The following is a 12,253-nucleotide window of genomic DNA, read 5'->3' on the forward strand; positions in this document are numbered from 1 at the left end:
TATGGTTCATGTGTTAATCGTCGACGACGAAGTGCACGCGGTGAGAGGGTTAAAGGCCGGTGTAGATTGGGACAAGCTCCATATTTCTACGGTTCATACGGCCCATAGTATGAAGCAAGCCCAAGAAATCTATGCAGCATCTCCGATTGATTTGATGATCTGTGATATCGAAATGCCCCAGGGTTCCGGCATGGATTTATTGAGCTGGGTCAGAGAGCATTATCCCCGAACAGAGACGATATTTTTAACGTGTCATTCCGATTTCTCGTATGCGAAGCGAGCCATCCAATTGGGCAGCTTCGAGTACTTGCTGAAGCCTGTGGATTACGAAGAGCTTGAAGAGGTGATCCTGAAGGTTTTGGCCAAAATTAAAAAAGATCAGGAGCTTCTTTCCTTCGAAGAAACCTATAAGCATTATTACCAGCTATGGGAGTCCCATCAGCCTTTGATGAAAGAACGCTTTTGGCAGGATCTGATCCAACAATCGATTCCGTCGACCAAGGATAAGATAACGGAACATTTACAAAAGTATAATTTATTATCCTTGGATGCTATGCGGTTTGTGATGATTATGATTCGCGTTAGGCGTTGGCATAAGAACCTGAATCAGCGGGATGAACGAATTATGGAATATGCATTGAAGAATGCCGCAGAAGAGAAAATTACACGAGACAATCAGCATACAGCGATCATCTCTCCGGATATTGGGTGTTTATTGATCATGGTCCCATATGAACGCCAACATCAAATGTTGGAGCTTCGGGAAGTATGCGAGGAATACGTGCAATCCTGCAATCAATACTTCTACTGTGATCTATGCTGCTATATCAGCGAACCCGCGTCTCTTCGTGAAGTCGTGCCTATGGTGAAAAGGCTGAACGATTTGGATCGAGACAATGTTTCTGTTGTAAATGAAACCATCGTGCTTTGGGATGTGAAGAAGGGTGAGTGCAAGGTAGAACTTCCATCTTTGAATGACTGGGCAGAGTGGATGAAGCAAGGATCAAAGGAAAAGCTGTTGAACGAGGTTAAGTTATTGTTCCAATCGTTAAGAGAGACCAGAGAAGGAATTGGCGCCCCGCTCTTGCACAGCTTCTATCAGGATTTTCTTCAAATGCTGTTCTTCGTTCTTCAGATGAAGGGTTTACAAGCGAATAAAGTATTTGCAGCCAATCTATTCACGGAAAAGCCGGAACTGGTTCTGAGATCTATAACCGCTTTGGAAGAATGGGTGCAATACGTCATCGAGGTGGCTATGAATCAGATCCATTCGACCGAAGGGGGCATGTCCGTTGTTGAAAAGGTGAAACAATACGTTGCGGCTCATATTTCCGTATCGGAATTATCCAGGGATATTATCGCGGCACACGTATTTTTAAATCCGGATTATTTGACACGGGTGTTCAAAAAAGAAACAGGCTTATCCATTTCTGACTATTTGCAGCAGCAGCGGATCCAATATGCCAAGGATTTACTTGCGGGCTCGGATAAATCCATTATCGATATAGCGCTATTAGCGGGTTATTCGAATGTTTCTTACTTCTCGACGCTTTTCAAAAAGGCAGTATGTATGAATCCTAATGAATATAGAAAACAATTTGAGAAAAGATAGAAAGACTCCGCCCTAAAACATAGGCGTGGAGTCTTTTTTTCGAAAATGTCGGAAAACCTAAAGTATAAAGTCGTATTCGTGGTGAGCAGTCTAGTTAAACTTCTTCTATACTAGAACTATAAAGAAAAGGAGTTGACATCCGATGAACACCAAAGCAGAAGTTTTATACGAAAACGCTAAGGTTGTAAGGAAGACGGGTACGCTGCAGAAGACGTTGAAAACGTTTAAACGCTACCGTGCGCTATTTTTAATGGTCTTGCCTGGCATGATTTATTTGATAATTAACAATTATCTCCCTATGTTTGGGATTATCATTGCCTTTAAAAATATCAACTACCGCAAAGGGATATTTGGAAGTGAATGGGCTGGTCTCAAAAATTTCGAATATTTGTTTAAAACCGCTGATGCCTGGGTCATTACCCGAAATACGATTCTGTACAATGGGCTCTTCATTATCATCAATTTGGCTCTAGCCGTCGCTGTAGCTATTTTACTGAATGAAGTGAAAAATCGGTTCATGTCCCGTTTTTACCAGAGTGTCATTCTATTACCCTATCTAATCTCCATGGTTATCGTCGGATATTTAGCACTTGCCATGTTGAATGGAGAGAACGGTTTCCTCAATCATCATATTTTACCGCTGTTCGGAATCGATCCTATCTCCTGGTATTCAGAACCTAAATACTGGCCATACATCTTAACAATAGTAAACATTTGGAAAAATGTGGGTTACTTATGCATCATCTTCTTGGCAGCTATTGTTGGGATCGATAACGAATATTATGAAGCAGCAACGCTAGATGGCGCGAACAAATGGCAGCAAATCCGCACGATAACGCTACCGCTTCTATCACCGGCAATCATTATCATGGCCTTGTTAAGCATTGGACGCATCTTCTATTCAGATTTCGGTTTGTTCTATCAGGTGCCTCTAAATTCTGGCCCACTACAGCCAACAACGGATGTTATCGACACGTATGTATACCGGGGTTTAATGACGCTCGGCGACATCGGAATGTCTTCAGCGGCAGGATTTTACCAGTCAGTCGTAGGATTCGTATTGGTGCTAGTATCCAACTTTATCATTCGCCGCAAAAGCCCGGAACAAGCTTTATTCTAAAAGAAAGGAGCGTGCTATCTTGAAATCGAATCACATGAATCAATACGCGGTCAACCTGATCTTTATTCTCATGGCCTGTGCCAGCATCTTCCCGTTTGTCCTGCTTGTTATGGCATCTTTTACCGATCAGAAAGCAATTATCAATGATGGTTATTCACTCTTACCAAGTGTGTTTAGTTTAGATGCGTACAAGTATATGATGAAGAGCTCAACTTCGTTGTTTCGGGCTTATGGCATCACGGTTTTCATTACGATCTTCGGGACGGTTGTGGGTTTGGCTATCTCGACGATGCTCGCCTATCCTTTATCACGCAGTGATATGCCGCTTCGCAAAGTAATGTCGTTTCTCGTGTTTTTCACCTTGCTCTTTAACGGCGGACTTGTGTCGACCTATCTGATTTACACCGAATTTTTCCATATTAAAAATACGATTTTGGCGCTTATCATCCCGGGATTACTTACAAACGGTTTTTACATTTTACTAATCCGAACGTTCTTCAGCACTTCGATTCCGGCAGCGATTATTGAATCGGCGTATATTGACGGCGCTTCCGAATTCAAGATTTTTTACCGCATCGTGCTTCCGCTCTCGCTGCCGATTCTGGCTACCATCGGACTGATGCTGGGTATTTCCTATTGGAACGATTGGTTTAATGGATTGATTTATGTAACCGATAGCAAGCTCTTCAGTATTCAAAATATGCTGAATCGGATGCTGAGCGATATTCAGTTCCTTCAGAAGAGCAGCATGACCAACGCCTCACAAGCTTCTTCGAACATACCGACAGATTCGGTTCGCATGGCTATAGCTGTTATCGGGATCGTTCCGATCTTCTGCGCTTATCCATTTTTTCAGAAATTTTTCGTCAAAGGTCTTACGCTTGGTGCTATAAAAGGTTAACGACCGAGGCTACTCTTGAATCCCTTTCGGATTCGATTAGTATAGATCAACCATTATTCATATACATTAGGGGGATTATGAACCATGGAAAAGAAATGGAAAAGAGCCAGTGGATTATTAAGTGTTGTTCTTGCAACGTCGACCTTGCTTTCAGCTTGTGGCAGCAGCACTAGCGATGATGGGAATAAATCAGCGACAGATAGCGCTAAGCCTGCGAATTCCAAGCCCTATGAAATCACGATGGCGTATATACAGCTAAATGATATGCCGGACTCGAATCTCGTGTCTGAGGCAATCAGCAAAATTACCAAAGAAAAAATCAATGCAACCGTTAAGCTGGTGCCTATCAGTATTTCCGCTTGGACGCAGCAAATGAATCTGATGCTCGCAGGAAGCGAGAAGCTGGATCTGATGGTCTCTTCCTCTATCATTGGCAACTTCGGCAGCCAAGTCGCGAAAGGTCAATTAGAGCCATTAGACGATTTGCTTAAGAAATATGGCAAAGGTCTTGTAGACACAGTTGGCATGGATTTAATTAATGGATCCAAGATCGACGGAAAAGTGTATGGGGTTCCAAGCTTAAGAGATATTGGGTCTGACAATGGCTTGATCATGAGGAAGGATTTGGTGGACAAGTACAAGATTGATTTGAGCAAAATCAAAACTTGGGCGGATCTGGATCCTGTGTTCCAAACGATCAAAGATAACGAGCCAGGACTGGCGCCTTTAGTACAGCAAACGAACACTGGTATGCCGGGAACCAATATGTACAACTCTATCGTGGATACATTAGGAGACAATCTGGGTGTACTTGCCGATCCGGGGAACAGCACCAAAATCGTGAATCTGTTCGAAACAAAGGAATTTACAGACGCTATTGCATTAGCTCGTAAATGGTATCAGGCAGGTTATATTATGAAAGATATCGCTACTTCGCAAGAGACGGGAGTTAACCTGGTCAAAGCGGGTAAGGCGTTCTCTTATACATCGAATATGAAGCCGGGCTTTGAGGCGCAGGAAACGAATTTGTCCGGAAAAGAAATGGTTGCTGTTCGATTGACGAAGCCTTTGCAAACGTCTGTTTCGATCACAGGCTTCATGATGTCGATCACGAAGAACAGTCAAGACCCTGAGAGAGCTATGCAATTCATGAACATGATGTACACGGACAAAGACATTGCCAACTTGGTCTCCCTGGGTATTGAAGGAAAGCACTATGTAAAAAAATCGGATAACATCATTGCGCTTCCAGATGGCGTTAAGCAAAGCGGTTACCAATTCAACCAGTGGGAAGTCGGCAATAACTTCCTGACCTACGTATGGGAAGGTACAGATCCGAAAATTTGGGATTTGACCAAAAAGCATAATGACGCTGCGATTAAATCGAAAGCAGTCGGCTTTACTTTCAACGTAGACCCGGTTAAAACAGAACTTGCTGCTGCGACTAACGTTATCAATCAATATAAAGTAGGTCTGGAAAGCGGTACATTAGATCCGGCATTGACAGCCGAGTTCAATGCGAAGCTCAAAACTGCGGGACTCGATAAGATCATCGCAGAGAAACAAAAACAGATTGATGCTTGGGCTAAAGCTGCAGGTAAATAAGGATGAACTTGAACCGTACTCTACAACAGGTGGGGTACGGTTTCTTTCTTAAATTTTGATCGTACATTCTGAGTAGGAGGTTACATAGTCATGTTTAAAGTGAAAGATCTTCGTTGTGAATATCAAGTGAATCCGATTGGGTTAGATCACAAGACTCCCAGGATTAGCTGGCGATTGCAATCTTCAGAAAGAGCAGCGGTACAATCGGCTTACCGCATCGAAGTGGCAGAAGACGCGGATTTTCAACAGCCGGTTTGGGACTCTGGGAAAGTGGATTCAGATCAATCGGTTCACGTGGAATTAATAGGGCTTCAAATGGCTGCGCGTAAACGGTATCACTACCGCGTTCAAGCTTGGAATCAGCATGGGCTAAGTTCTGGCTGGTCTGATCAGGCTAACTTTGAAACCGGATTCATAGATTCTTCGGAGTGGTCGGCTAAATGGATCAGTGCTCCCCCAGCGCTGACAGCGGGCACCGATCAAGTTCCAATGTTTCGGCGGGAATTTCTCATTGATAGCGAAGTAAGCGCGGCCCGTGTCTACGCCTCAGCGCTTGGCATCTATGAGTTAGAGTTGAATGGGAAACGGGTGGGGGACCACTATTTTGCTCCGGGATGGACCAGCTATAAGCATCGTCTTCAATACCAAACTTATGATGTTACGGAACTGCTGAGCAGCGGAAAGAACGGAATTGGCGCTTTATTAGGCAGCGGCTGGTATAAAGGTGTTCTTGGATGGGACGGGAAAAACGAGCATTACGGAAACCGGACTGCGCTTTTCATACAAATCCACATTGATTATGCGGATGGCAGGCAAGAAGTTATCGTTTCTGATAATAGTTGGAAAGTGTCGGGAAGTCCGATCTTGATGTCGGAAATCTATGACGGTGAAACGTATGATGCGCGGCTGGAGCGGCCCGATTGGAGCCGTGGAGATTACGATGATAGTGACTGGCATCCTGTCGATGTGATCGAACAACGCAAAGACATTTTGGTGGCACAGGAGAACGTGCCTGTCCGTAAAATCGAGAGCATTCAACCTATCGAGCTTATCACGACACCCATGGGAGAAACGGTCATTGACATGGGTCAAAACATGGTCGGATGGATCCGGTTTACCGTGCAGGGGGACGCTGGTCAGGAGGTCAGCATCCGTCATGCCGAAATATTGGATGCTGAAGGCAACTTCTACTTGGACAACATCCGTAAAGCGAAGCAAACGATCCGCTATGTGCTCAAAGGAGGAGAGAGAGAAACTTTCGAACCTCATTTTACTTTCCAAGGTTTTCGGTATATCCGGCTTGTTGGGTTTCCAGAACCGATCCGTCTGGAGGATTTTACAGGTATCGTGCTGCACTCAGATATGGAGACAACGGGAGAGTTCACATGCTCCGATCCGCTTGTTAACCAGCTTCAGCATAATATTCGATGGGGGCTGAAAGGGAATTTCCTGGACGTTCCTACGGACTGCCCGCAAAGAGATGAGAGGCTGGGTTGGACAGGGGATGCTCAGGTGTTTGCCCGTACGTCCGCCTATTTGTCGAATGTAGTGCCTTTCTTCAGGAAGTGGCTGCATGATTTGAAGGCCGAGCAAGCGGAGCTTGACGGAGGCGTGCCGTTTGTAGTTCCCAATGTGTTGAGTGAGAAAGCGCAGTCCGCTTCCGCATGGGGAGATGCTGCGGTCATTATTCCGTGGACTCTTTATGTCTGCTATGGGGATAAGCGGGTGTTGGAAGAGCAGTACGAAAGTATGAAGGCATGGGTGGAGTATATCAAGCGCCAAGGCGACAACGAATACTTGTGGAATTCCGGCTTTCATTTCGGGGATTGGCTTGCATTGGATTCTCGACCAGACAGCTATATAGGAGCTACAGCGCGAGATTTTGTAGCAACGGCCTACTATGCTTATTCCGTGTCGTTGGTGCAGAAAGCAGCCGTGGTGCTTGGGAGGTCAGAGGAAGCGGGACGTTATGCAGAGCTGCATACGCGTATTCTCGATGCTTTTACACAGGAGTTCGTCACGCCAACTGGTCGCTTATCTGTGCCTACTCAGACGGGACAGGTGCTGTCCCTTATGTTTGGACTTGTCGAGGGCGATGCCAAGGAACGTGCCGTGCACAAGCTGCTTGAATTGCTCGAAGAGGAGAAGTTTCATCTAACTACCGGATTTGTCGGCACTCCTTATTTGAACCACGTGCTGAGCGATAACGGCAAATCGGAATTCGCTTATAAGCTGTTACTTCAGCAGGATTATCCATCTTGGCTGTATCAAGTGACCAAAGGCGCCACGACCATCTGGGAGCACTGGGATGGGATTAAGCCGGACGGCAGTTTTTGGAGTCCGGATATGAATTCCTTTAATCATTATGCTTACGGAGCCATTGGAGACTGGCTTTACCGTGTTGTTGCTGGAATTGATACGGATGAACAGCATACTGGCTATAAAAGGGTAATCATTCGCCCCATGCCTGGTGATGGCCTGACATGGGCAGAGGGGCGTATCGACACGATGTATGGGGAGGTTAGCTGCCGCTGGTCGAAATCGGATGGTGAACGATTAGACATTCAGGTGGTGATTCCGCCGAACACAACGGCTGAAATTCGCTTGCCTTACGCTCCGGCGGATGGTGTGACAGAAGGCGGAACAGCACTTAAAGAGGCAGCTGGTATTTGGAATATTAAGGCAGCTGATATGGGAGTGAGCTTAGAAGCGGGTTCGGGTCAATACAGTTTCAGCTATGTGTTGACACAGCCTATACCGCCGCTTCCGGAAGTGAAGCCGTTTGTTTTTGGCTAAGTTTTAAGGCATCTACGTTCCTCAATGGCTGAAGTGACAGGAAATAAGGAATGCATTTTCCGCTCTCACTAGGGCGTGGTATAAAACTAACTTCTATTTACTGGAGGAGAAACCCATGAATTCGAAAATCCAAGAACTAATTTCCAAACTGACGCTGGAAGAGAAGGCGGGCTTATGTTCAGGTTTGGATTTCTGGCATACGAAAGGTATAGAGAGGCTCGGTATCCCCTCACTTATGGTGACGGATGGTCCTCACGGCTTACGGAAACAAAAAAAAGATGCAGATCACCTTGGCCTTCATAATAGTGTACCTGCAACTTGCTTCCCTTCTGCTGCGGGAATGGCTTCCTCGTGGAATCGTGAGCTGATCGGCAAAGTAGGCGAGGCATTAGGGAAGGAATGTCAAGCGGAAGACGTTGCGGTCCTTCTTGGGCCGGGAGCCAATATCAAAAGGTCGCCTCTGTGCGGCAGAAATTTCGAATACTTCTCGGAGGATCCGTACCTTTCATCGGAAATGGCGGCCAATCACATCAAAGGCGTTCAAAGTCAGGGCGTTGGCACCTCACTTAAGCACTTTGCCGCCAATAACCAGGAGCATCGGAGAATGTCCACGGATGCTGTCATTGACGAGCGGACACTGCGGGAAATCTATTTAGCCAGCTTTGAAGGCGCTGTGAAGCAGGCACAACCGTGGAGCGTGATGTGTTCTTACAATCAAGTCAACGGTGAATATGCTTCGGAGAACGCATTTTTGCTGACACAGGTTTTGCGGGATGAATGGGGTTTTGAAGGTTTTGTTGTTTCAGACTGGGGTGCGGTTAACGAACGTGTAAAATCTCTTCAGGCTGGCTTGGAACTGGAAATGCCTTCAAGTGCAGGAATCGGAGACGCCAAGATTGTTGCGGCAGTGAAAAGCGGGGAGCTTTCGGAGGAAACGCTGAATGTTGCGGTTGAACGGATGTTGACCTTCATCTTTAAGGCTGCAGATAGCAGGAAGACAGAAGCTGTTTACGATCCGGCAGCACATCATTTGTTGGCACGAAAAGCTGCACATGAAAGCATGGTGCTTCTCAAGAATGAAGGGGATATTCTTCCGCTCCGCAAGCAAGGGAAGATTGCTGTCATCGGTGAGTTTGCCAAGAACCCGCGTTATCAGGGCGGCGGCAGCTCACATGTCAATCCGACCACGCTGGACGATGCGCTTGAAGAAATGATGAATGTCACAGGAGACGGCGCACAAATTATCTATTCGCAAGGCTACAAGCTGGATAACGATGAAATCGATGAAGATTTGATAAGAGAGGCAAAGGAAACAGCGGCGAATGCGGATGTGGCTGTTCTATTTGTCGGACTGCCGGATCGCTACGAATCGGAAGGGTATGACCGAACGCATATGGCCATTCCAGCCAATCATCGCGCACTGATCGAAGCGGTGGCGGAAGTTCAAAGCAACCTTATCGTTATTTTGAGCAACGGCTCGCCGGTAGAAATGCCTTGGATCGGCAAAGCGAAAGCCGTGTTGGAGGGATACCTGGGAGGGCAATCTTTTGGCGGTGCGGTAGCAGACTTGTTGTTTGGCCTCGCGAATCCAAGCGGCAAGCTTGCGGAAACGTTCCCTGTGAAACTAAGTGACAACCCATCCTTCTTGAATTTCCCGGGTGAGGGCGACAAAGTGGAATATAGAGAAGGCGTCTTTGTCGGTTACCGTTATTACGATACCAAAGAGATTGAGCCTTTATTCCCATTCGGATTCGGACTCAGCTATACCAATTTCGCATACAGCGATCTTCAGGTAGACAAAACAGCGATCAAAGATAATGAGACGGTTACCGTTCAAGTGACTGTGAAAAATACAGGGGACTATGCCGGAAAAGAAATCGTTCAACTCTACGTCAAAGACGTTCAGAGCAGCGTCAATCGTCCGCAAAAAGAGCTGAAAGGCTTCCAAAAAATCGAGCTGCAGCCAGGAGAACAACAAACTGTTACCTTTGTTTTGGATAAAAGATCTTTCGCTTACTACAACGTTCAAATCGGTGATTGGTATGTGGAAACCGGGGCATTTGACATCTTACTTGGAAAATCTTCGCGGGATATCGAGCTTCGCACAACGATTGAGGTCGAATCTACAGTCACTCTTCCGGGGACGTATACTCGCAACTCACTAATCGGCGATTTGATGGCAAATCCGCTCACGGCCGATAAAGCGAAAGAATTTATTGGGAGATTCGGCTTTGACGCTCTCTTGGGCGATAACCCGGACATGCTGATGGCTATGATGAGATATATGCCGCTGCGCGCAATGATTGGCTTTGGGCAAGGGCAATATTCCGAAGAGATGTTGGCTGACGATTTAAAAAACTTGAATGCCGTCACAGAAAAAGTAAACGTGAGTTCGCGATAAAAGGGGGAGTCGTGCATGATTAATCTGAAAACAAAACCGTTTCATTTGGACGAAGCAGCGATTCAGTGGGTCAACGAAACATTACGTGAATTATCCTTGGAAGAAAAAGTCGGTCAACTGTTTATTACCGTAGATCTTCCGTTTGATACTGGGGATAAAAAGGATTTGCTGGGTATTCGCCCAGGCGGAGTCCATGTATTTGGATTCTCCCCTCATGCAACGAAGCAGCATCAGGCAGCTATCATCCGTGACTTGCAAAAGCGCAGTAAAGTACCGCTATTGGTTTCCGGCGATCTTGAGAACGGAGGACAAGGCGGGGCAAACGATGGAACAAATCTGGCCTCAAATATGCAGTTGGCTGCGACAAACGATCCAGAACTTGCAACCGCGTTCGGAGCTGCAATTGAAGTTGAGGGTCACGCTATGGGGTTCAACTGGGTATACGGACCGGTCATTGACATCAATTACAACTATCAAAATCCCATCGTCAACATTCGCGCATTCGGCGATACGCCGGGTATCGTAGAGCAGACTGCTCTGCCTGTCATGAAGGCTATTCAGAAGAACAATCGGATGGCTGCCTGCGTGAAGCACTGGCCCGGTGACGGCATGGATGACCGAGATCAGCATAAGGTGCTGACGAATAATACATTAACGATGAAAGAGTGGCGCGAGACCTACGGCCGTGTGTATAAATCCACGATCGAGAACGGAGTCAAGACGGTCATGAGCGCTCACATTTCGCTGCCAAGCTATTATGAAGAATTAGGAATCACGGACGTAAGAACCAAACATACTCCGGGGTCCTTATCACACGAATTGAACACGAAGCTTCTGCGTGAAGAGCTCGGATTTAATGGACTTATCATTTCTGATGCCACATCGATGATTGGCATGACGAGCTTTGGCCGGCGTAAAGATATCATTCCTCAATGTATTGCATCGAGCGTTGATATGTTTCTGTTTACGAATGATATGCAGGAAGATTTTCAAGCTATGCTTCGAGGCGTCCATGACGGCGTGCTAACGGAGGAGCGGCTGAATGAAGCGGTCACTAGAATACTAGCGCTGAAAGCGTCACTTGGTCTTCATTTGACTCATGCGGATGAAAGGGATCTTGGAGTGGTGGGTTCTGCAGAACATTTGCAGTTAGCAGCGGAAATTGCGAGCAAATCGGTAACTCTGGTTAAGGATACACAAGGCCTCTTACCACTAACACCTCAAAAGCACAAGCGGATTTTACTATTAGCTGCTTCGGATGAGGCTTCCTTTTTTGCCGATAAGGCTGCAACGGGGGATGAATTCGCCCGGATGTTAAGTGAGGAAGGCTTCACGGTTGTTCGGGAATATAACGTAAAAGAAGAGGGCAACGAAATAGATGCGGTAGTCTTTCTTGTTCAGAAATCACCTGGATTCATGCAAAATTCCATGCGGCTTTCACCCCAGGAAACAGGCGGACTCTTCAAATGGTACCCCACACAGGTGCCGACCCTGTTTATCTCGCTGGGAAATCCGTACACACTTTATGAACTCCCGTCCATGCCTACGATGATAAATGCCTATAACGCTACTTTAGCCGTACAGAAGGAAATTATTAGATGTTTGATTGGCAAGCAGCCGTTTCAAGGAGAGTCTCCAATCGATGCTTTCTGCGGTCTTGAGTGGGCTAAGTTATAAGGCGAAGTAGTGAGAGTTAAATAGTTGGAGTAGGAACCTGTCCTTTTGGGCAGGTTTTTTTGGGTTAAACACAGAGGACCAGCTTGGGATTCGTATCCGAATGGCACAGCAATTCGCCGTCTTCAAGGGAGATTTCCTGCT

At 46.3% G+C, this 12,253-nt stretch carries 7 protein-coding genes; all 7 read left to right on the forward strand.

Going from position 1 to position 12,253, the window contains the following annotated elements:
* The first annotated feature begins 1 nt into the window (after position 1).
* The 7 genes from NYR53_RS07180 (at position 2) to NYR53_RS07210 (ending at position 12,112) form a co-directional block, all read left to right on the forward strand.
* A complete protein-coding gene (locus NYR53_RS07180) occupies positions 2 to 1,612 on the forward strand; it encodes a response regulator transcription factor (RefSeq protein ID WP_261304541.1) in 1,611 nt (536 codons plus the stop codon).
* 142 nt (positions 1,613 to 1,754) lie between these two features.
* The gene (locus NYR53_RS07185; protein ID WP_437180133.1) at positions 1,755 to 2,732 is read left to right on the forward strand and encodes an ABC transporter permease; all 978 of its coding nucleotides are present in this window, start codon (positions 1,755 to 1,757) and stop codon (positions 2,730 to 2,732) included.
* A gap of 16 nt (positions 2,733 to 2,748) precedes the next feature.
* A complete protein-coding gene (locus tag NYR53_RS07190; RefSeq protein WP_261306297.1) occupies positions 2,749 to 3,633 on the forward strand; it encodes a carbohydrate ABC transporter permease in 885 nt (294 codons plus the stop codon).
* An 84-nt stretch (positions 3,634 to 3,717) separates the two neighbouring features.
* Positions 3,718 to 5,238 (forward strand): ABC transporter substrate-binding protein, encoded by a 1,521-nt coding sequence (locus tag NYR53_RS07195; protein ID WP_261304542.1) that lies wholly within the window; start codon positions 3,718 to 3,720, stop codon positions 5,236 to 5,238.
* 90 nt (positions 5,239 to 5,328) lie between these two features.
* Complete coding sequence (locus NYR53_RS07200; RefSeq protein ID WP_261304543.1) at positions 5,329 to 8,034, forward strand: family 78 glycoside hydrolase catalytic domain; 2,706 nt, start codon at positions 5,329 to 5,331, stop codon at positions 8,032 to 8,034.
* 115 nt (positions 8,035 to 8,149) lie between these two features.
* Positions 8,150 to 10,435: a glycoside hydrolase family 3 C-terminal domain-containing protein gene (locus NYR53_RS07205; protein WP_261304544.1), complete on the forward strand. Its 2,286-nt coding sequence runs from the start codon at positions 8,150 to 8,152 to the stop codon at positions 10,433 to 10,435.
* 15 nt (positions 10,436 to 10,450) lie between these two features.
* A complete protein-coding gene (locus tag NYR53_RS07210; protein WP_261304545.1) occupies positions 10,451 to 12,112 on the forward strand; it encodes a glycoside hydrolase family 3 protein in 1,662 nt (553 codons plus the stop codon).
* The last annotated feature ends 141 nt before the right edge of the window (positions 12,113 to 12,253 follow it).

Origin of the sequence: Paenibacillus andongensis (assembly GCF_025369935.1) — a bacterium.
Taxonomy (GTDB): Bacteria; Bacillota; Bacilli; order Paenibacillales; family NBRC-103111; genus Paenibacillus_E; species Paenibacillus_E andongensis.

Coding starts and splice junctions, on each gene's coding strand:
- NYR53_RS07180 (WP_261304541.1), top strand. CDS start 2: ATGGTTCATGTGTTAATCGTCGACGACGAAGTGCACGCGGTGAGAGGG.
- NYR53_RS07185 (WP_437180133.1), top strand. CDS start 1,755: ATGAACACCAAAGCAGAAGTTTTATACGAAAACGCTAAGGTTGTAAGG.
- NYR53_RS07195 (WP_261304542.1), top strand. CDS start 3,718: ATGGAAAAGAAATGGAAAAGAGCCAGTGGATTATTAAGTGTTGTTCTT.
- NYR53_RS07200 (WP_261304543.1), top strand. CDS start 5,329: ATGTTTAAAGTGAAAGATCTTCGTTGTGAATATCAAGTGAATCCGATT.
- NYR53_RS07205 (WP_261304544.1), top strand. CDS start 8,150: ATGAATTCGAAAATCCAAGAACTAATTTCCAAACTGACGCTGGAAGAG.
- NYR53_RS07210 (WP_261304545.1), top strand. CDS start 10,451: ATGATTAATCTGAAAACAAAACCGTTTCATTTGGACGAAGCAGCGATT.